The organism is Nitrososphaera sp., assembly GCA_039938515.1.
In the GTDB taxonomy this organism is placed as follows: domain Archaea; phylum Thermoproteota; class Nitrososphaeria; order Nitrososphaerales; family Nitrososphaeraceae; genus Nitrososphaera.
The window spans coordinates 17,080-36,416 of sequence record JBDUUL010000011.1; the positions used below are offsets into that span (position 1 = coordinate 17,080).

General features: G+C 49.7%; 21 protein-coding genes. 13 read left to right on the plus strand and 8 right to left on the minus strand.

What is annotated here, in order from left to right:
* Nucleotides 1–56: 56 nt before the first annotated feature.
* Nucleotides 57–2,177, minus strand: coding sequence for a 3-hydroxypropionate--CoA ligase (locus ABI361_06780; protein ID MEO9320360.1), 2,121 nt, complete (start codon nucleotides 2,175–2,177; stop codon nucleotides 57–59).
* 156 nt (nucleotides 2,178–2,333) lie between these two features.
* On the minus strand, nucleotides 2,334–3,041 hold the full coding sequence (locus ABI361_06785) for a gamma-glutamyl-gamma-aminobutyrate hydrolase family protein (GenBank protein MEO9320361.1): 708 nt from the start codon (nucleotides 3,039–3,041) through the stop codon (nucleotides 2,334–2,336).
* An 86-nt stretch (nucleotides 3,042–3,127) separates the two neighbouring features.
* Between ABI361_06785 and ABI361_06790 the strand changes: the two genes are divergently transcribed.
* The 3 genes from ABI361_06790 to ABI361_06800 all read left to right on the plus strand — a co-directional run bounded on the left by ABI361_06790 (nucleotide 3,128) and on the right by ABI361_06800 (nucleotide 5,719).
* The gene (locus tag ABI361_06790; protein ID MEO9320362.1) at nucleotides 3,128–3,571 is read left to right on the plus strand and encodes a topoisomerase; all 444 of its coding nucleotides are present in this window, start codon (nucleotides 3,128–3,130) and stop codon (nucleotides 3,569–3,571) included.
* Nucleotides 3,572–3,654: 83 nt separating this feature from the next.
* Nucleotides 3,655–4,938 carry a DNA primase DnaG gene (gene dnaG, locus ABI361_06795; GenBank protein ID MEO9320363.1) on the plus strand — a complete coding sequence of 428 codons (1,284 nt, stop codon included), beginning with the start codon at nucleotides 3,655–3,657 and terminating at the stop codon, nucleotides 4,936–4,938.
* A 64-nt stretch (nucleotides 4,939–5,002) separates the two neighbouring features.
* Nucleotides 5,003–5,719 carry a DUF120 domain-containing protein gene (locus ABI361_06800; GenBank protein MEO9320364.1) on the plus strand — a complete coding sequence of 239 codons (717 nt, stop codon included), beginning with the start codon at nucleotides 5,003–5,005 and terminating at the stop codon, nucleotides 5,717–5,719.
* Nucleotides 5,720–5,767: 48 nt separating this feature from the next.
* Here the strand turns inward: ABI361_06800 and ABI361_06805 are convergent, their stop codons facing one another.
* Nucleotides 5,768–6,400 carry an adenylyltransferase/cytidyltransferase family protein gene (locus tag ABI361_06805; protein MEO9320365.1) on the minus strand — a complete coding sequence of 211 codons (633 nt, stop codon included), beginning with the start codon at nucleotides 6,398–6,400 and terminating at the stop codon, nucleotides 5,768–5,770.
* A 205-nt stretch (nucleotides 6,401–6,605) separates the two neighbouring features.
* Nucleotides 6,606–7,505, minus strand: coding sequence for a hypothetical protein (locus ABI361_06810; protein ID MEO9320366.1), 900 nt, complete (start codon nucleotides 7,503–7,505; stop codon nucleotides 6,606–6,608).
* A gap of 345 nt (nucleotides 7,506–7,850) precedes the next feature.
* On the opposite strand from ABI361_06810, the gene ABI361_06815 reads away from it, so the two are divergent.
* The 4 genes from ABI361_06815 to ABI361_06830 all read left to right on the plus strand — a co-directional run bounded on the left by ABI361_06815 (nucleotide 7,851) and on the right by ABI361_06830 (nucleotide 10,869).
* On the plus strand, nucleotides 7,851–8,297 hold the full coding sequence (locus tag ABI361_06815) for a hypothetical protein (protein ID MEO9320367.1): 447 nt from the start codon (nucleotides 7,851–7,853) through the stop codon (nucleotides 8,295–8,297).
* A 259-nt stretch (nucleotides 8,298–8,556) separates the two neighbouring features.
* Nucleotides 8,557–9,120 carry a C2H2-type zinc finger protein gene (locus tag ABI361_06820; GenBank protein ID MEO9320368.1) on the plus strand — a complete coding sequence of 188 codons (564 nt, stop codon included), beginning with the start codon at nucleotides 8,557–8,559 and terminating at the stop codon, nucleotides 9,118–9,120.
* 59 nt (nucleotides 9,121–9,179) lie between these two features.
* Nucleotides 9,180–10,148 carry a potassium channel family protein gene (locus tag ABI361_06825; GenBank protein MEO9320369.1) on the plus strand — a complete coding sequence of 323 codons (969 nt, stop codon included), beginning with the start codon at nucleotides 9,180–9,182 and terminating at the stop codon, nucleotides 10,146–10,148.
* A gap of 136 nt (nucleotides 10,149–10,284) precedes the next feature.
* Nucleotides 10,285–10,869 (plus strand): hypothetical protein, encoded by a 585-nt coding sequence (locus tag ABI361_06830; GenBank protein MEO9320370.1) that lies wholly within the window; start codon nucleotides 10,285–10,287, stop codon nucleotides 10,867–10,869.
* A gap of 215 nt (nucleotides 10,870–11,084) precedes the next feature.
* Here the strand turns inward: ABI361_06830 and ABI361_06835 are convergent, their stop codons facing one another.
* A complete protein-coding gene (locus ABI361_06835) occupies nucleotides 11,085–11,738 on the minus strand; it encodes a TMEM175 family protein (protein MEO9320371.1) in 654 nt (217 codons plus the stop codon).
* Nucleotides 11,739–11,945: 207 nt separating this feature from the next.
* A complete protein-coding gene (locus ABI361_06840) occupies nucleotides 11,946–12,602 on the minus strand; it encodes a hypothetical protein (protein ID MEO9320372.1) in 657 nt (218 codons plus the stop codon).
* 245 nt (nucleotides 12,603–12,847) lie between these two features.
* Between ABI361_06840 and ABI361_06845 the strand changes: the two genes are divergently transcribed.
* Complete coding sequence (locus ABI361_06845) at nucleotides 12,848–13,051, plus strand: hypothetical protein (GenBank protein ID MEO9320373.1); 204 nt, start codon at nucleotides 12,848–12,850, stop codon at nucleotides 13,049–13,051.
* A 123-nt stretch (nucleotides 13,052–13,174) separates the two neighbouring features.
* Nucleotides 13,175–13,513: a P-II family nitrogen regulator gene (locus ABI361_06850; GenBank protein MEO9320374.1), complete on the plus strand. Its 339-nt coding sequence runs from the start codon at nucleotides 13,175–13,177 to the stop codon at nucleotides 13,511–13,513.
* 146 nt (nucleotides 13,514–13,659) lie between these two features.
* On the opposite strand, the gene ABI361_06855 is transcribed toward ABI361_06850, so the two are convergent.
* Nucleotides 13,660–14,247: a hypothetical protein gene (locus ABI361_06855; protein MEO9320375.1), complete on the minus strand. Its 588-nt coding sequence runs from the start codon at nucleotides 14,245–14,247 to the stop codon at nucleotides 13,660–13,662.
* A 979-nt stretch (nucleotides 14,248–15,226) separates the two neighbouring features.
* Between ABI361_06855 and ABI361_06860 the strand changes: the two genes are divergently transcribed.
* From ABI361_06860 to ABI361_06870, 3 genes are all read left to right on the plus strand, one after another.
* Nucleotides 15,227–15,862, plus strand: coding sequence for a plastocyanin/azurin family copper-binding protein (locus ABI361_06860; protein ID MEO9320376.1), 636 nt, complete (start codon nucleotides 15,227–15,229; stop codon nucleotides 15,860–15,862).
* 590 nt (nucleotides 15,863–16,452) lie between these two features.
* Complete coding sequence (locus ABI361_06865; protein ID MEO9320377.1) at nucleotides 16,453–16,644, plus strand: hypothetical protein; 192 nt, start codon at nucleotides 16,453–16,455, stop codon at nucleotides 16,642–16,644.
* Between the two features lie 138 nt (nucleotides 16,645–16,782).
* A complete protein-coding gene (locus ABI361_06870) occupies nucleotides 16,783–17,142 on the plus strand; it encodes an extradiol dioxygenase (protein ID MEO9320378.1) in 360 nt (119 codons plus the stop codon).
* Nucleotides 17,143–17,145: 3 nt separating this feature from the next.
* On the opposite strand, the gene ABI361_06875 is transcribed toward ABI361_06870, so the two are convergent.
* Complete coding sequence (locus ABI361_06875; protein ID MEO9320379.1) at nucleotides 17,146–17,319, minus strand: hypothetical protein; 174 nt, start codon at nucleotides 17,317–17,319, stop codon at nucleotides 17,146–17,148.
* 65 nt (nucleotides 17,320–17,384) lie between these two features.
* Between ABI361_06875 and uvrB the strand changes: the two genes are divergently transcribed.
* On the plus strand, nucleotides 17,385–19,337 hold the full coding sequence (gene uvrB, locus ABI361_06880) for an excinuclease ABC subunit UvrB (protein MEO9320380.1): 1,953 nt from the start codon (nucleotides 17,385–17,387) through the stop codon (nucleotides 19,335–19,337).

Below are 19,337 nucleotides of genomic sequence, written 5' to 3' on the forward strand. Positions count from 1 at the left end.
TATCCAAAACCCGACACGAATCCAGTACTTCAAAATGAAAGGAAGGGGCGCGAGCTCTACTTTGAACTCTTGCTTACCTGGGCCCACTTTGCCAGCGCGCCAGCCGCCGTGACCCATTCAATTACGGAATGGTACACCGGAACGTTTGCCTGTTCTATTCTGAGTGAGATGTTTTTCGTGAACGGGCCGCCCATTGCTCCGACTAGGATCGGCTTTTTCTGCTGTTTTTGGAACGAAGCTAGGACGTCGACTATCGTCTCCTCAAGGGGGTCGTCCTGGAAAACAAACCAGGGCATTATAATGTCGACATTAGGGTCGTCCATAAACGCCTGGATCGCGAACCTGTAGTCGTCGGCGTTCGCGGAGCCCGTAATGTCGCAGGGATTGCCGATGACATACGTCGGCGGGTAATGATCTTTGAGGGACTTTTTGGTCTGCTCGGAAATTTCGGCAACCTGAAGGCCGAGCCTTTCAAAGTTGTCAATGGCTGCGATGATAGGGCCGGCACCGTTCGTGACAAGCGCCACCCTGCTACCCGCAGGAACCGGCTGCCAGTTCAGAGCCTTGAGAGCGCTTGTAAGCTCCTCGTAATTGTCAACAGAGATGATCCCTGCTTGATCCAGCGCGCCCTTGACTACGCCATAAGAGCCCCCAAGCGAGCCAGTGTGAGACTGGGCTTGCTTTGCGCCCCTGGTAGTTCTTCCGTTCTTAAAAACGACGATCGGCTTCTGCTTGTCCTTGATTATGCGCTTTGCGGTATTCATGAACTTGCGTCCATCTCCAAGGCCCTCCACGTACAGGCCGATAACCTTCGTTTTCGGGTCCTGCCCCAGGTACCAGATCATGTCGGCCTCGTCGACGTCTGACCTGTTACCGTATGATATCATTTTGCTCATGCCAAACGAGTCGGAGCTTTCCATGAAAGCGATTCCGACTGTGCCACTCTGTGAAAGGAAGGCCACGTTGCCGCTCTTCGGGCGGAGCATCCTTGCGTGGCCCTGAAATGCACAGTCCAGCCGGTTGTCTCCGTTGAACATTCCGATGCAGTTTGGACCGATTATTCTGATCCTAAGCTGCCTTGAAAGGTCCTTAATCTGCGCTTCGATATCGGCGCGCTCGCCTCCGAGTTCCTTTCCACCGCCGGAGATTATCACAAAGTTGTGAATGCCTTTCTGTGCGGCTGACTTGAGCAGGTCCGGTACGAATTTCAGGTCAACCGTTACGACAACTACGTCAACCCTGCTTGGAATTTCGTCAAGGCTCTTGTACGCCTTTATTCCCATGATTTCCGGATACCCTTTTGCGTTGACTGGGTACACCTTACCCTTGTAATCGTGTTTGACTAGGCTCTCCAGGACAGAGTTGCCCACCTTTCCTGCTTCCGGAGATGCGCCGATAAGAGCGATGGACTCGGCGTTGAAGAATGTGTCCATGTATTCGGAATCCGGCTGGGCTTTCGAGATGACCTGAAGGTCCGGCTTTTCCCTTAGCAGGATCTTTGCGTCGACTACGGCGTAGTCATTTTCATAAACTATCACAGGATTAAAGTCAATGCTTTCGTAGTATTGCGCCATGTCGGTTCCCAGGTTACCAATGCTTACCAGCGCGTTTGCAAGCATGTCCAAGTTGACGTTCGGGCCTCCTCTAAAGCCCTGAAGGACTTTTTTGCCCTTCAGTTCGCCAATCAGTTCAAGGGCGTCCTGCTTTGTGATCGGAAGTACTCTAAACGCCACGTCTTTGAAAATCTCAGTATATATTCCACCCATTCCGGCCATGATAACAGGGCCGAATTGCGGATCGTTTTGAAGTCCGACTATAAGCTCAATTCCGGGAGCAACCATGTTTTCAAGCAAAACGCCTTTGACCTTGAACTGTTTTGAAAGCCTCCCGTACATTTCGTTAAACACATCCTTGACTTCCTGCTCAGTCTTGAGCCCGACCTTGACGCCCTTGACATCTGTCTTGTGAAGGATCTCGGTCGAGACTATCTTGGCAACAAGTGGAAAACCCACGTCTTTGGACTTTTGAGCAGCCTCTGATTCAGACTTTACCAGCGCGTACTTGGGGACCTTGACCCCGTATTCGGTCAAAACCTGTTTAGCAAGCTCTTCAGTGATTACTTTTTCTCTTGCAGAGAAAACGTCGTCAAAGATCTTTTGTGCCTTCTCATTAGCCATAGCTTGTTTTCAGGTGGAAAGCTTGTTGAGTGCTTTTTAAAGGTATGGTAGCAGACTTGCAAAAATTTCACATCATTATGTATCATGTTGCAATGATTATTCATTATCGGAGCACGATCGGTTGGCGAGGTTTGCCACAATGACTCAAGAGAACGATCATCTAGCTCGAGAGTCCATTCTAAGGAAGTCAGTTGCAAAATTCTCGTAAAATGCCCGACAGGATCTTGAGAGTTGATCTGCAAGAAGCGGGCTACCAAGCAAATACTCTTCGCCAATTCCCTCCGAGTACACTTCGCCTCGATACTCATGAGCCCACCTTCTTATCATGTCGGGGCTTACTTCAAGGTGGAATTGGATGCCGACTGCGCTTGATAACTGGAATGCCTGTACGTAGTGGTCCGAGCGAGCTAGGATCCTGCTGCCTGGCGGCAGGTCAAATGTGTCCCCGTGCCAGTGAAAGACGCCCAGGGAATCCCCCATGCCCCTGAAAAGTCCAGCCTGGCCTTGCTCTGTAATCGTCACGGCACCCCAGCCGATTTCCTTCTTAACGCCCTTGTAAACCCGGCCCCCCATTGACTGGGCGATTATCTGCGACCCAAGACAGACACCCAACACAGGGATGTACTGTTTCACGGCGCTCCGCACCAGTGTCATCTCACGCTCGATAGTGTCCAATCTGTCATAGACTGCCATGGGCCCTCCGAGGATAATTACTGCCCGGTAGCCGAAGGCATCAACCGGAACACTGTCCTCGCCGGCAAGAATATTTTCGATCGCGTAGCCGTCACTGGATAGCAATTGATCAAGTGTCCCCAGCGTCTCGCATGCGACATTTTGGATGGACAGAATGTCCTTGCCTTCCATTACGCCGAACCTTCAGTAACCCCGTTTAACTGCGTTTTGGGTAGGAAAATGTTAAATTGTTCTTGCGACTCATCTAAGACCGGCCGATGGGGTACCAGTCGAGCATCGACTCAGACAACACCATTGAACGCATCAGAAGCTTTATTGATCTGCTCAACCAGGAATGCGATCGCGGGTCGGTTGTCGTGGTCGAGGGGAAGCGTGATGCCCAGGCGCTATGCAGCGTCGGGTTCAAGGGCGTGCCAGCAATATTTCACCGCTTCAAGGGGGTGGCAGACTTTGTCGACAACCACGACGGCTCCCGCTGCAAGATAATATTGCTTCTTGACATGGACAGGACGGGCAAGCACCTCACTTCAAGGCTGATCGCACAGCTTCAGTCACGCAACGGGAGCGTAAGCCTGTCGTACAAGCGGGAACTGGCAAGGATCACCAATGGGAAGATAAGGCACGTTGAAGATTTAGCGATATTTGCACCAAAAATTTCGGGCATTACAGGTACGCGCAAGGATCTTTACTTTTATACCTGAGAACATTGCGGTCTTTACAAAGCACTTATATTCAAGCAACCGAAAGTGACTTTATAAAGGAATTCAGTTAGAGGTTATGAAAAGTGCCTAGCACAGGTATCGTCAAGTATCACGTTAAGTTAAAGTTTGAGGTTGACGGGATGGTCGAGAAGGCCGATATTATCGGTGCTATTTTTGGTCAAACCGAAGGGCTTCTCGGTCCAGAAATGAATCTAAACGAACTTCAAAAGGTTTCCAAAGTTGGAAGAATTGAAGTAAACGTAGACACCAAAGGAAGTATGGCAAGGGGCGACGCCCTGATTCCCATGAGCACAGACATTTCAACTGCCGCGCTGATAGCAGCGGCGATTGAGAGCATCGACAAGGTCGGCCCCTTTCAGGCCAAGTTCAACCTTGTCGGCATTGACGACATCAGGGCCATCAAGAAGAAGGTAATTGTCGACAGGGCCAAGAAAATAGTCCAGGAATGGGCGACAAAGACAATCAGCGAAGGCGAAGAGATGCTCAAGGACGTCTATGATGCAAGCAAGCCGGGTAAGCTCACTTCTTTTGGAAAGGCTCAGCTGGCATGCGGGACAGGAGTGTTTGACTCGGACTGGATAATTCTGGTGGAGGGTAGGGCTGATGTGATTAACCTCTTGAGGGCAGGCTTTGACAATGCAATCGCCATTGAAGGCGCCAAGATTGACGAGACTGTCACAAAGCTTACTGACGGCAAGAAGGTAATTGCATTTCTTGACGGCGACAGGGCCGGCGACCTAATCCTCAAGGAGCTACATGGGGTCGTAAAGATAGACAAGGTGCTCAGGGCTCCTACCGGAAGAGAGGTCGAAGAGTGCACGCCGATGGAGATAACCGACATTCTAAAGGACGCGATGGTTCCGATGGAACAACCGCCTGTTATGCGCGAGCGGGAAGACCGGGACAACGGATCATCGGGCGGCCCGAGGAGGTCGCAGCGAAGGGAGCGTGACGACTATAGGCGCCATCAGGAAGAAGAACAGACGCCGCAGGCTCCAAGCCCGCCGCCGCAGCCATCCGCCCCAAGTCCTGCAAGCAACGACAGCCCTGAAATCGTCAGCGCGATTCGCGACGTATATCCGCAGATAAACGAAACGCTTGAGGCCATAATCCTTGACGGATCTATGCACCAGCTGTTAAAGGTTCCGGTTTCCGAAGTCATAAAGAGGCTGGACACTGCAGAGGGAGCCAAGATGCTTGTGCTGGACGGCATAGTCACCCAGAGGCTAGTCGACGCTGCCGACAAGGCGGGAATCCAGTATGTAGTAGGCCACAGGACGGCAGAGCTGAAAAAACCAGCCGAGCTTCAGATTAGGACTTTTGGCGACATCGGGATCAGCAACTAGCTAGAGTTTTCCGACAGGAAAGGATGGCTTTGCGTCCCCATGCAACAGAGACGGCAGTACGACAATGGTAGAGATAAAGCTGCAGCACGTAATCACCCTCATGCAGCTGCTCTCCAAGGGGGCCCGATACAATTTTGTCGAGGTAACCACGACGGAGCTTGGAGACTCGATTGGCAAGTCGCAGCAGGCTGCCTCGAAGCATCTCCTTGAGCTTGAGAATTCCGGCTACGTTGAGAGATCAAAACGAGGGCAAAAGTTTGCAGTCAGGATAACGGAGAAGGGCTTTGCAGAAATCCAGAACCTGTACACGGCTTTGCGCTCTGCTCTCGAATCCCAGCCGGGCTCTGTTGATTTTGAAGGAACCGTAGTCTCTGGGATGGGCGAAGGCGCATACTACATGTCACTTGAGGGCTACCGGCAGCAATTCAAGCAAAAGCTCGGCTATGAGCCGTATCCGGGGACACTTAATGTCCGGCTTTCGAATCAGATTTACATGAACGCACGGAGGGAGCTCGGCAAGTATCCGTCAATCTTTGTCGACGGATTTAGGGACGGGACAAGGACGTATGGATGGGTCAAGTGCTACAGGGCAATTATCAACGACGGCGCAATCCAAAACGCTGCAGTTCTAGTACTTGAGCGCACCCACTACGACGACACGATGCTAGAAGTTGTCGCACCGGTCTCCATCAAAGAGTCCACTGGAATAAAAAACGGCGACATTGTCAGAGTGCAGGTGCTAATTGACAATTCCAGATACGTCGAGTCGGCTAAATCCTAAGAACCCCGGCAGCCGGATTGAAAAATACTATTCTAATCAGCCTGATTATCAGATGCCATAGATTGATTCACCGAGTTCTTCCTTGATGGCAGAACTCTTTGTGCCGGGCATCGGAGTCGAGAGCCTCAAGACCTGCACTTGGATGCTGCGCTTCTTGCAGTTCTCGGCGACATCTTTTTCACTGTGAGCCTGGTCATAGCCTAGAGCGATAACATCGGGCCTGACGTATTCGACGCTGTCATACAAGGTACCCTCTCTCCCCACCAGAACAAGGTCGACAAAGCCAAGCGAGGAGACGAGTTCCTTGCGCAAAGCTTCATCATGGAAGATCCTGCGGCCCTTCTTTATCTTCTGGGCTGTTGATGTTCTCGCTACTATTACCACGAGAACGTCACCCTCCGATTTGGCCGCCTTGAGGGTATGTATATGTCCGGGGTGTATCACGTCAAAAACCCCGCCGACAAGAACGACCCGGATGGCATCTCGGCCGAGAAATGAGAGCCTGACGATATTTTCTGCTGTCTTTTCAAGCAAGCCCCGGTCCATCAAGCGGTTTATGCCGGACTCGTAAATTTCGTCTGAAATCGGAAGCCGGGCCCTGAGCCTGTCACGCGCAGATACTGAAGGCTCTAGCGTGGCACAATAAACGGCACTCAGGAGAGCCTTGTCAAGAGCATCCATAAGACTCAGATAATGCGCAGCAAGGCGATCGGCTTATGCTATGAATGTTTCGTGGCCCTGAGGAACCAGATTTGGAAGTCGCTCCATGGTTCTCCATCCCGTCCCTGTCTGCCGAGCCCCAGAGCGACTGGAGCGGGCTGCCAGAGCATTAACCCTGGAAGGGGCATGACACGCGCCCATGCCGGCCGATAGAGACCAAGCAGGATTAGGCCACAACGGCACCGCAATTCGGGCAAACCTTCTTGCCCCAGTTTTCGCGCTCGACCAGCTGCGATTCCCTCAGGTCATTTGATTCGAACGCAAGGCAAATATCCCATGGACTTATCACCGTGTCTTCGTTCCTAAAGACGACATAGGGATGATCCATCTTGTCCATAAGTACGCAGAGTCGGTTAAGCTCAATGTCATCTTCAATGACCCGGGCATAGCCGAGCGGCAGCTCTTTGACAGAGAGATCGGTAAAGAACTCGACGTTCTCCTGAAAATTCAATGCCCTCAGCAGGCGATTTAGGATCAGACGGTCGCTTATAAAATGACTTGATCCTTCAAGCAATAGCTTTCTTGTATTGTACTTGAACATGAGGTCAAGGATGTCTCCCAGATTGCTTTTGTGGCTGAACACTGCTGCGTGCGTCGTCTTTGGAATAGAAGAGAGGAAGATGTTGTCATCAAGCCGCATTCCCAGTTCGAGAATCTTTCTGGCGGACAGTGGCGAGTAACCGCTTTGGTTTTGAACGCAAGCAAAGGCCCTGCGGGTGGCCTTCCATTCGTCTAGTATAGTCCTAAGACGCGTTCGAGCGCTGGGTCTTGGTACTTTGTCATACATAATCTCCTCGACGGTAGTCATGTACTGCCATTCACGTCTGGGATTCTCTTTCAGATTGTAGAGCAATTCAAACCCGCCAACCAAGCCCACGGGATTATCACCACTCATGACAAGAACCGAGTCTGCAACAGATTCCAAGTACTGGGCGCATATCTGAACAGCTGCCGCAACCTGCTCAGTTTTGCCGATGTATACGCAGCTAGTGTCGGTCAAACTTGGTCCAAAAAGCTCTCCCAGCCCCAAGTCCAGTATGCTTCTGTCGTGGTCAGTTGTCCCCATAGCATTCCCTTTTTGCGATTCTTGGCATCGCTTTACAGGACTACCATTCAGATGATAATTAAGGGTGCGACAGCTGGACTACCAGAGAATCGGGGATAACATTATGTTCACGTTTATGGGGACGTTGATTAGCGGTTGCTTTTTTTCACATCCAGATGGTGCAAAGCGGGGGGCCTGAGCTTGAAAGAGTACTTCAGCAACTTCCTGCGCGATGCGAATGCGCGCTCCGCATCTGGAAGGGGTACGAACATTCCCTACCTAGGTTTCTCAAGAGAGTCCCGGGGTTTCGCCTACGTAATTATGCTTGCCAGCTGATAAATACGAATGCGGTCGAACGTCGTTTGAATGCTCAGAGAAAAGCCTACCGGAATCGACCTGCTAGCTATTGTAATGGTCATAAGCGGAATTTTCTGCTTCTTCAGCGGGATAGATGCATTATTCTTCTCGGCTTACCTCAAGCACGCGGTTCCTTTGGACACTAGCATCCAAGGATTCAGTAGCGCCCTCTCGACGTCCGCGGCTATATGGGGCTCGGTGCTTCTTGCATTAGGAGTCGGGCAGTTCCTGGCAGCATACGGCCTGTTTGTCGGCAGTTCATGGGCATGGAGCGCATCGGTGGCACTATGTATTGTCGGAATAATAATACCCTTCATGAACATAATTACAGGTTACTGGCCCTCCATCTTTACGCTGATTCTAAGCGCGGTAATCCTGTACTACCTGTCTAGGTCGGACGTCAAGGCGTACTTTGGGAGAACCATCTCCGAGCCATCCGGAGCAGCAGCTGCCTGAAGAATCAAGAAAAAGACCGCAGGCCACCTGGGCCCACAGTAAAGAAAGACCTCTCAAATTCGAGGCTGCGGCCGTCCCAATCTCAGTTTTATGCAAGCACTATTCATGGGGCAAGGAATGAAGAACAAAAGTGACCGATTCCGACAAGGTCAATCGCATGGACAATATGCAAACCAGATTATTCGGTAAAGTGCAGACAGGTTAATTCACTCCCAGATACCTACCTGCGTCTTAAATAATCATTTTTCATGACTAGCGCGTGCACAGCGGCGACGAAACAAGCGCCTCATCAGCAGCCCGCGAAACGGTGGAAATGGATGTTACTAACGAGTCTGTTCATACAAGCGATGACATAGACATAGGCACGATTGAAGCCATAAACCGAAATTTTATTGTTGTAAGACGCGGTTACGTCCACGTTCACTACTACTATATCCCGATGCAGCATGTCGAGGGTTGGGATGAGCATGTGGTGTGGCTAAGGATACCGGAAGAACAGGTGAAGCAAAATTTTGAAAGAGGGTCGGAACCAAGTCCATCGGAGTATTACGTTCAAGGCACATCTTACGAGCAATCAAGACCATATTTAGATGACGATCTGCCTCTGGTTCCGGTGATTGAGCCAAAACACAGGAGAACTCTTCACTCCAAGGCGATAGAAACCAAGTCTTCGGGAAAAGCCCTTGCTGCTGAAGAAACTACAAAAAATGAAAGAGAGTTTCCATCCGAACCTCCGTCAGGACAAGCTTTCACGTGTCCGCTATGCGAAACCGGTTTTGCATCAAAAGACGAGTTGAGCACTCACGTAGCCTCAAGCCATTAACTCGACCTGTCAGACTAACTGGAGAGTCACTCACGTTTGAAGAGGCTTGACACTCTAGGATGCAGAAGTTCAAAATAACGCAGAAGCGCTCGGCGGAGCTAATTCAGATAGCAATTAGTCTGCTCACTATAGCGTCGATTCTGTGTGCAGTAATCTTGTTCCTGTTTCCGCTGTCCGCGGAAAACAAGCTAGTAATTTTTGGATTCGATCTATTTGTCGTTGGCGTCCTGGCGGCGGACTTTATCAAAAGGCTCGCAGCATCCGCAGATCGTTCCAGGTTTCTTGCCCGGCACTGGCGAGAGCTACCCGCGATGCTGCCCTTGGTGCTCCTTGCACTTGTGAACAGCCTTGTGCCCTCGATGGATCTGAGATTTCTGTACTTCATCACGTTTTTCAGGCTCGTTAGGCTCTATGACATTCTCAAGTACTTTAGGCGTAACGAGTTCATTTACATGAGCGCAATTGTGATTATCACTTTGATCTTCAGCTCTATCAGCGCTTATTTTGTGGAGAGACACGCGCCTGGCGCCACAATAACCAGTCCGGGCCTTGCGCTCTGGTGGGCGGCTAGCACCATGACCACCGTAGATTATGGCGACGTCGTTCCAGTGACTGTGCCCGGAAAGATTATCGCGGTAATTGTAATGATTACTGGCATAGGCGTGTTATGGACCTTCGTCGCGGCAGCGGCATCAACCATCGTCTCAAAAAGGGTGCCTTCAGAAAAGGCCGCTGACCAATCAAGTGCAGACCCTTCCAAAAAAAACGCGCAGGCCTCCCCGTCCCAGGATTTGTCAAAGCCGGAAAAAGATACAGGTCTGGACACTCAAGGCAACTCAACAGCCCATCTTGCTCCACCGGGGGACAACAATGTTTTTGAGAATGTGGCCAGTCAGAATGCAGCAGTTGGATTGGTCGCGGTGCTGAAAAAGCTCGACGCCAACGATCTCGACCAACTCATAGATTTACTGAAGACTCTAAGAGATGAGCGCGAAAAGGTCGGGAACCTGGGCTCCTCTGCCGTGTGATGGTCATCAAGTCTAAGCCTCGTTAAGAGCAGACCATTCATATGCAGAATGGTTATACCCCATGCTCAGAGTAACTTTTCCTTCCTCAAGCTGCCAAATGCGTAAATAACTTTGCCGCTTCAGAGAATCACTCCAATTGCGAAGGATTACATTTCTAATCGCGGTGTCGGCAGCTGCAGCCGCAGTTGCAATAATCATCGTCATTTCGCTGACGTATTATTCATACCAAAAAGTAGAATTTGCCATTACGGGCATTTCTCTTTCAAATATTGAATTTTCCGCCGGCTCTGTTGGCAGTCTTCTCAATCAGGGTCTCAATGCGCTGTCCGGCAATGTGACAGGCTCCTTAGAATCGCTCATTCAAAGCATCACGGTGAACCTTAGCTTTGCGATTTCCAACCGTGGTGTATTGCCGGTCTATATCCCTGATTTCTCTTATGACCTTTTTATAAACGGCATCAAAATTGGAGAGGGAAAAGGTTCGGCAAACTTGTGGATTAGCCCCGGAGAAAACAAGACCATTGATATAGCGCAGAACCTTCAGGGGAGCAGTATAAAGTCGACAAGCGAATCGGTAATCAAGAGTCAGGGCCTCATGAACGTCTCGGCAAACGGCACCGCCCAAGCGCAGGTATTAGGCATCAGCTTCCCTATGCCTTTTAACGTGTCGAAACAAATCTCACTGCAAAACGAAGTCTCAAAATACCTGGGCCAGAAGTGAAAGGAACGTCCAAGTTCGTAAACTCCCTACCGAGGATGTGCGTGACTCGGAACGGTTTGTCAGTTCTTGACAGACTAGTATTCTTTGTTTCAGAGATATAGCTGCGCAATGAGATGGGGGCCTCAACTTTTGCTATTTCCGAGACCGGCGCGTCTTTGAAATAAGAAATAGCCCAACCAATGAATGGCACGGGAACCGGTTTCGGCGGGTTTGGCTTATGCTTTCGCCTCGCCAGAAGTATCGCTATTTCGCAATCTTATGTCGGTTAGCCGAATCAGCGGCGTCATTGCTATCCATACTATGAATCGAAGCGGAATTTTGCCGAGAGTAATCGTCCAAAACAGCGGCAGCGCGGTCAGTACAAAGATCAACCCGATAACCAGTATCATGTTTCTTCCGCTCTTTATCGGCCGAATCATGCTGCTCTGGACGAGTCCTTTTTCTTCATTGACCAAGACGTGTGTAAAGTAGGCCAGAACAAGTCCCATTCCTCCGACATCGAGGGCATAATATGAGCTCGCCACAGGTCCCAGTGACGAAGGAGAGTTTACTTGGGCGGCCAAAATATTGAAAAGGTACGGCTCTAGTGCGACGAGAAATAACAGGAACACGTTCAGATCAAACAGTATGGCCGTCTGAACAGGCAAAGCAGACATTAAAGTCGTATATCTTATCCAGATGCTGATTAGTATAAAGAAACTCAGAGCAAAAGTGCCGATGGCTGTCAGCAGCTGTGAATTGGTCGAAGGCACCGATATGTCGAGCAAATATGCCCCTCCAATAGTTATTGCCAGGCCAAACACAAGATCTGATAGGGTCTGTATTTGTACCCTGGGTGCCTTACGCTTCGGCTTGTTCTCTTTGGACATCTGCTGCGGGCAACACGGCAGCCGTGAAGAACCATCGACGGTAAAACTGCATGGCAAGCATCTGGAGGGTTAACAAACTCGTTTTTGGATTACGTACTTTTTTCCAGCCTTTCCTGTGCCAGATACATTTGCGAATCTAGGCCTGCTCCCCAGACATTGAAATTTCAACCCACAAAAAGTGGGAGAATTTGCCCCTCTAGTCTGCTACTAGGAGGCCTCAACCCAAATAATGTCAGAGTCCCTGTCGATCCTCCTGTTGCTCGAATCATACAATGTCGCATAGACATTGTAGAATCCTTCCTCCTTTGGTGTAATATGTGCAGTATACGATACTTCCTCGCCGGGAGACAATTTCTTTGTCTTTATTGTCGCAAGCTCCTCATACTTGCCGGAGGGCGTGTCGGCCCAAAACCTCAGGTCCAGCGCGCCACTATTGCTGGTCACTCCCTGAACGGTCGCCTCTACCTCAAGCTCCTTACCTACCGCTCCGTAGGGGTTTGATACAAAGATGCTCTCAAGTTTAGCCGGCTCGCCTGTGACTTCCTCTTGGACCCACGGGGAATCCCAGATAAACGGCGGCGCCCTGCCCTCTTTGTTTCCCTTTACTGTGATATACAGATGGCTCCTTGACGTTGCATTTACCTGAAAGTTCAGGAACCGCTCTTCATTTGGAGCAAGTGCTGGAATGTAAGCGCTCGGGGTATCCACGGATAGGTGAAACGAGTCAAGCGAATGAAGTTTTACGTCAAGCTTCTGCAGCATGTCCATTCCAGTGTTTTTGAGCCGCAGCGTCACCCATTGTTCGCCTCTATCCAAGATTTCCGGTGTTATCTCGTATTCGAACGGATCCTTGTTTCTTATCATAACCACCACTAAGTATTTCGATATTTACGGATTAAGACTCAACAAACCCTCCTCTTTTGACGGAAAAATCAGGGGGAGAAAATGCATTATTGTTTTCTGATCGAAAAAGCCGGCATGTCATAGTCATCATGCTCCGGCACAATGCTAGTTCCACGATAGATACTGAAGCCCGCGCTGCAGGCACAGATTGCAGTGCTGCGCATCGTACACCACTCTGTTATTAGGCAATCATGAGAAACGGTATCATGGGGCAAACGACCCACAACAGGCGCCAAACACTCGGCTGGATACTCAAAGGTCTGCTCACCTTGTTTGCCATAGTTGCAATTATTGTGATACTTGGTTTCCTAGGCATAGTTGCCATCGCGTCTTTTTTCTTTAATCCCTTCCTCTTAATCATAATAGGGTTGGCCATTCTTGCAATCTTTGCAATGATGAGCAAACAATAGGGATTAGACAGGCAGTCTGACGTCAAAAGTTGCAACAAAGACAGGCTTCACCAAATGCAAGCCAGATTACCGGAAGACTCCTATCTTACCCTTAAATCAAATCGTAGCTCCCTAATTGAGGCTATGAAGAAAGTCGAAATAATTACACCGAACGGTCACCTGACCGAAGTGCACGCCGTATTAAGGGACATGAATGTCAGGGGCATGAGCCACTACCCGATAGAGGGGGCGGGAAGAATCAAGGCAGAACCAGTTGTTGAGAGCACGCATCCCACTGCAATGCCAGAATACATAATGAGACACAAAGTTGAGGTCGTTGTCAGGGATACACAGGTAGAGCCTCTAATCAAGAAGATCGAGGAAAAGTTTCGCGACGACCCACAGGGAGGCAAAATATTCGTTATGGACGTCCCACTCGCAGTGGATATATCCTCCGATGCTCGGGGAGAATCTGCGATATAGGCAAAAAAAGCCCTCAATCAACCTTTTTCAAATCTCAACGCGGAACCAGACTGTTACGATTTTTTCATTAACGCATTGTAAGAAAATGATAACCTGCAAATAACGACTAAGTGTTTCGAGTAGCGCATACTTGCAGGTCGCTGCATTTAGGACGGCTCGACCCAGATCATGTCTGACGCCCTATCGACTCTCAGATTTTTTGTATCTGACAGCGTGGCGTAGATATTGTAGTATCCCACTTCCTTGGGCGTTATTTTTGCGGTGTAGGCTACTTCCTCGCCGGGAGAGAGTTCCTTTGTTTTTATGTTTGCCAGCTCTTCATACTTGCCGGATGGCGAGTCCGCCCAGAATTGAAGATCTAGTCCTTCTCCGATTTTGCTTTGGCCTCTGACCGTCGCCTCTATTTTGAGCTCCTTACCTACCGCTCCGTAGGGGTTTGATACAAAGATGCTCTCAATTTCTGCCGCTTGGTCCACAACCCGCGCAGATATCCAGGGTGTCTCCCACTCGAACCTCTCATTCTTCTCTCCCTTGCGGCACCGGACGCTAGCGTACAAATCGCCGCTTGCGAATACATTTACCTTAAAATAAGCAAAGCCCTGCTCGTTCGGAGGAAGGTTCGGGAGATAACCTTTCTGCTCGTAGAGAGTGATGCTAAGTGTGTCAAACGAGTGCAGCCTTACATCTAGCTCACGCATTTCCTCGCTGCCCGAGTTCTTGAGTCGAAGTGTCATCCACTGCTCACCTCTTTCCGGTGATTCTAGCGTTAGTTCATACTCAAATGGAAATTTTGTCCTTATCATGTTCTGCTCTAAATACTTCGGTATTTACGGATTAAGAGACATGGCACCCGCTATAACTGATGGAAAAATCTGGGGGCAGAAATTAAGGTGCAGTTACTCTGACGCCAGCCGCCGAGCCATGCCGGCCGTTATGGTGTGAAAAATGTAATCACCAGATATCGAGATATCCCGACGATTCATGTGCACCAAGATTGCCATAATGATCAGGATTACATTAGTTAGAAATTGTTCGGCCAATCAGTGATTGTACGGACTGTTAGGATTCATTGTAAAAAACCACGTTCGTGCTTATTTCATGTAAGGACTAATACAAGATACCTGTCGTCGGGCGCAAGGGGCGGGCAGAAAAAAAGTTACTTCACCAGGATTGCATCTACCCCGACCCCTCGCGCTTTTAAAAAATATTTCCGAATTCTTAGATTAACCATTTTCTTATTTTGATTGCGAATTGCACTCATCGATCAAAACACGCGATTTTACAATTGGGTCCATGGCGTTAGCCGTCACAGTGTCTGCCTATATTGGAGGCGTCTTGTCATCGAGGGCAGACCGCCTTGCGCAGCAGCGGTTGACACAGTGAGGTCAGAACATGGCATTGATCGCCCGCCCGCATAGTGTACTGAGTCGGATGTTTTCTTTGCAAACGGCCACCGTCAGCGAGACTGGGCAGATTATTTAATTGCATTTTCTGCCCCACTGTCTGGGGTCACTGCCGCTTTTGCCACCCTGACTTATAAGGACAAGAAAGACGCAATACACGCCTTGTAACGAGCGGAGTCGCTAAAGCAAGACGCCGAACGCGCGGGTGGAATGCCACCTACTCTGCTGGCGCGTATAGGTTTTCTAGAAGCATGTGGTAGCAATACTTGGAACTCTCCTTAAATGGAATGTATGACTTCAGATTCTGCCAATGTTAGGGATGAGAACTTTACTGGCGTTTGTCTCGATAGTCATGCTCGCGGGCGCAGGATTGACGTTTGCCGCCCAGGCACAGCAGAATTCTTCGACGTCCAATTCCACGTCACCAAGTGCCAATACTTCCATCAACTCTTCCCGGCTGGCAAATGCCACCGCAGGCAGACTGCTGGCCGCAAATAATTCGACAACTACGGTAAACGTATCAATCCTACCTAACGCGCAGAACCTTGGAAACCATTCGTATTCTCCGAATCCTGTAAACGTACCTGTAGGAGGAACAGTTCACTGGACAAATAACGACAGCGTTATGCACACTGTCACTTCCGGTAACGGGAGTTCGGATCCCAGCATGGGAAAGGTATTTGATTCCGGCCTGACAGGTTCTAGCGTACTAAAGCCGTCGGGAACCTTCTTTCATACCTTCCAGAGCGCTGGGACATACCAGTACTTCTGCCAGGTCCACCCAACAATGGTTGGCAGGGTGATCGTTGGCGGAGCAACGTCTGCCGTTCCTGAATTTCCCACTGCGAATATAGCGCTCCTGGTGCTAGTCGCAATAATCGGAGCAATCATAATCTTTAGCAGAATCAAGAGCCAGGATATTAGTCTGGGCTCCCGTGCAGAATAGATATCACGGGCTGCTTTGAATGTTTCATGCCGGCGATACGAAGCAAGGATCAGTGACCGCCTTAGCACGTGCCAATAATACATCCATCAACCACACATAAAACATTGCACATTTTCGCGTTGTGAAATGTAGAAATATATTCAGAATATTTGTTTTCGCAATTTACGAAGGCTGTTTTATGATCTTTTGCCTACTGGCAAATTTGAAAGCTAGTACAATGATTATGGCAGTGACGCCGCTCGAGTACGCGGCGATTAGCAAGAGCGTTTCTGTATTCATTGCCATGTCTAACCATACTAGGTCGTTTCTGATAGAAAAGCACTTCTGTCTCATTTGCGCGCTGACGAGCAAGTACCAGAAACTGGGGAGATGGAAAGGTAGTTGCGCAGCCGGAATGAAGTCGGATGGCAACTCCAAAGTTTTTCAAAGGTTATGTTTTGGTCGGTTCATTATCAATATACGTGACAACTATACTTATGAAAAAAGCATATTCGCAAGAGCAAAAGGGCGGTTTAGAAGTCTAAAATAACCGTAATCCGCTGACACAACAGCATCTTTCGGCTGGCAATTTTCTGTACGGCAGATTTCGGATGACCAAACCCAAGGATTCTAACCCTACAAGCAAGATCCGCGCGGCAAAGGCCGACTCGGTAATCATAGAGTGTAAACCACCTGAAAGGATTGCAGGCTATTTATCGTTAAATGCGGGCCAGTCGGTTGAATGGATCACCATTGAAAAGGGCGGCGAGCGATGGGTCGACCTCAGGCGCATTATAGAGTAAACCACGCTCAAACATCTATGCCTACTTTGCATTTTTGGGCTGCTTTTCCCCCCTACACTGATTCATCATTTTTTGCCGTTTCCGGCTTGCTTTGATACCTTGCAAAGTTTATGAGCTGTCCGGTGCGGTCTAATTATTGTGCCTAGCATAAGTGGCGTGCATTTAATCATCGAGAGCGAGAATCCAGACGCAGACGCAGCCTTTTTCCGAGACACAATGGCCTTTAAGCACGTTGACGCCGGAAGTGGATTTCTCATCTTCAGACTGCCTCCTGCTGAAGCAGCATTCCATCCCGTTGATAGCAGCGGTGATGACAAATCACGAAATGGGATTTTCCTAATGTGTAATGACCTTAAGAAAGAAATGGCAAATCTACGAAGCAAGGGTATCAAATGCAGCAAGCCAATAAACGCACGATGGGGAACCGTTACAAAGATTCAGCTGCCAAGCGGAATCGAGATCGGCCTCTATCAGCCCAAGCATGTCAGACCGGAATAATGCTCAAGCCGTCATGACCTTTCCAACTAGATACCTGTCGTAATTGAGCAGGGCCGACTGTTCCTTTTTAAACGTCGCTTCAGAGCTTGCTTTTCTTCTTGGACCTGCGGCTGTGCGTACTTCTGCCTGCGTGTTCTGGCTCACAGAATAAAATTTATGGCCAGTTTCCTTGTTCATTAGCAATATATGCGCGTAAGTTTGATTTTGTTCCCTTGACCATCCGTTCTCAGCGCACCTTTGCATTGGCAGAAAACTCTTTTGCTCCAAGTGGTGACCAGCCCGAGGCTATCGAGAGGCTTGCAAAAGGTGCTTTGTCAAAAGGTAGGCAGACGCTCCTCGGAGTAACGGGGAGCGGCAAGACCTTCACCGTTGCAAACGTCATTGCAAAGGTTAACAAAAATACGCTTGTAATATCCCATAACAAGACACTCGCCGCGCAGCTGTACGCGGAATTCAAAGAGTTTTTTCCGCACAACAACGTGGGATACTTTGTCAGCTTTTACGACTATTACCAGCCGGAGAGCTACTTGCCTCAAACCGATACCTACATCGAAAAGGACACCGATGTCAACGAAAAGATAGAGAAGATGCGCCTTGAGGCGACTGCCATGCTGATGTCAGGCGAGCCGACCATTATAATAGCGACGGTGTCATGCATCTATTCTCTAGGCTCCCCGGTAGAGTGGGAACAGAACGCTCTTACCCTCTCCAAGGGCTCGACGATAGAGCGCAGGCTTCTAATTCACAGTCTTGTCGAGTCGAGGTACGAGCGAAACGACCTTTCGCTTGTGCCAGGAAATTTCAGGGTTAAAGGCGATACAATCGACATAATCCCCGGCTATTCTGACGACGTCATCAGGGTGGAGCTTTTCGGCGACGAAATTGCGCGAATTGGCATATACGATCACGTAACCATGAAAAAGCTTCGAGATGTTGATACGGTCAAGATATTCCCTGCCAAGCACTATATCACGTCAGACGACGCAAGAGAGCGCGCAGTGCAATCGATAAACAGGGAGCTTGCCAGTTGGCTTCCGCAGCTCCCGTCAGAACTTGAGCGCCAGAGGCTCGCATCGAGAACCAAGTACGACCTTGAAATGATTCAGGAGCTTGGATATTGCTCCGGGATAGAAAACTACTCTCGGCACTTTGACGGCAGGTCGCCCGGACAGCCTCCATTTTGCCTCCTTGACTTTTTCGGCAACGACTTTCTGCTTGTAATTGACGAGTCTCATGTCACCCTGCCTCAGCTTCACGGCATGTACAACGGAGACCATACGCGCAAAAAGCTCCTCATAGACTACGGGTTCAGGCTGCCAAGCGCGTTTGACAACCGTCCGCTGCGATTTGAGGAGTTCGAGAGATACCTGCAGAACGCAATTTTTGTTTCCGCAACTCCGGGACAGTACGAGCTCAGCTCGAGTAAGCAGGTAGTCGAGCAGCTGGTCAGGCCCACGGGGCTTGTCGACCCCAGAGTCGAGGTGAGGCAGACAAAAGGCCAGATAGAGGACTTGATGGCCGAGATATCGCGCCGGGCGCAGGCGGGTCAGAGGACGCTTGTTACTACGCTTACCAAACGGATGGCAGAGGACCTGGCGGAGTTTCTTGCCAAGAACAAAATCCGCGTGAGGTACCTGCACTCAGAAATAGAGGGTCTGGAGCGGACTGAGCTTATCCGCCAGCTGCGTCTTGGCGAATTCGACGCGCTTGTCGGCATCAACCTGCTCCGCGAAGGTCTTGACATCCCAGAGGTCTCGCTCGTTGCGATACTTGACGCAGACAAGGAAGGATTTCTGCGAAACACTACCAGCCTCATCCAGACGTTTGGCAGGGCGGCAAGAAATCTTGACGGCCAGGTGATAATGTATTCAAACAACTTGACTGACTCTATGAGGCAGGCAATGGAAGAGACTGAAAGACGTCGAAAGCGGCAGGTGGAATACAACGTGCGCCACGGCATAACCCCGAGGACTATAATCAAGCCAGTTCCGGAGGGAAGCGCGGAAATCGACGGAATCGAGGTAAGTACAAAGTCAATGGCAAGAAACGACCTGCTGACCTTGGCTATTGAGACGGAAGCTACAATGAAAAGGTACGCCGAGGACCTTGACTTTGAAAAGGCAATCTTGTTTAGGGAAAAACTGACCAAAATCCGCAAGGTGCTTGGCGAAGAAAACGCAATCGAAGCGAGCTGA

Bases quoted from the DNA above. Each gene is read 5' to 3' on its own strand.
- ABI361_06780 (MEO9320360.1), bottom strand. From the start codon at position 2,177: ATGGCTAATGAGAAGGCACAAAAGATCTTTGACGACGTTTTCTCTGCA.
- ABI361_06785 (MEO9320361.1), bottom strand. From the start codon at position 3,041: ATGGAAGGCAAGGACATTCTGTCCATCCAAAATGTCGCATGCGAGACG.
- ABI361_06790 (MEO9320362.1), top strand. From the start codon at position 3,128: ATGGGGTACCAGTCGAGCATCGACTCAGACAACACCATTGAACGCATC.
- ABI361_06800 (MEO9320364.1), top strand. From the start codon at position 5,003: ATGGTAGAGATAAAGCTGCAGCACGTAATCACCCTCATGCAGCTGCTC.
- ABI361_06805 (MEO9320365.1), bottom strand. From the start codon at position 6,400: ATGGATGCTCTTGACAAGGCTCTCCTGAGTGCCGTTTATTGTGCCACG.
- ABI361_06810 (MEO9320366.1), bottom strand. From the start codon at position 7,505: ATGGGGACAACTGACCACGACAGAAGCATACTGGACTTGGGGCTGGGA.
- ABI361_06815 (MEO9320367.1), top strand. From the start codon at position 7,851: ATGCTCAGAGAAAAGCCTACCGGAATCGACCTGCTAGCTATTGTAATG.
- ABI361_06825 (MEO9320369.1), top strand. From the start codon at position 9,180: ATGCAGAAGTTCAAAATAACGCAGAAGCGCTCGGCGGAGCTAATTCAG.
- ABI361_06835 (MEO9320371.1), bottom strand. From the start codon at position 11,738: ATGTCCAAAGAGAACAAGCCGAAGCGTAAGGCACCCAGGGTACAAATA.
- ABI361_06840 (MEO9320372.1), bottom strand. From the start codon at position 12,602: ATGATAAGAAACAAGGATCCGTTCGAATACGAGATAACACCGGAAATC.
- ABI361_06845 (MEO9320373.1), top strand. From the start codon at position 12,848: ATGGGGCAAACGACCCACAACAGGCGCCAAACACTCGGCTGGATACTC.
- ABI361_06850 (MEO9320374.1), top strand. From the start codon at position 13,175: ATGAAGAAAGTCGAAATAATTACACCGAACGGTCACCTGACCGAAGTG.
- ABI361_06855 (MEO9320375.1), bottom strand. From the start codon at position 14,247: ATGACACTTCGACTCAAGAACTCGGGCAGCGAGGAAATGCGTGAGCTA.
- ABI361_06860 (MEO9320376.1), top strand. From the start codon at position 15,227: ATGTTAGGGATGAGAACTTTACTGGCGTTTGTCTCGATAGTCATGCTC.
- ABI361_06865 (MEO9320377.1), top strand. From the start codon at position 16,453: ATGACCAAACCCAAGGATTCTAACCCTACAAGCAAGATCCGCGCGGCA.
- ABI361_06875 (MEO9320379.1), bottom strand. From the start codon at position 17,319: ATGAACAAGGAAACTGGCCATAAATTTTATTCTGTGAGCCAGAACACG.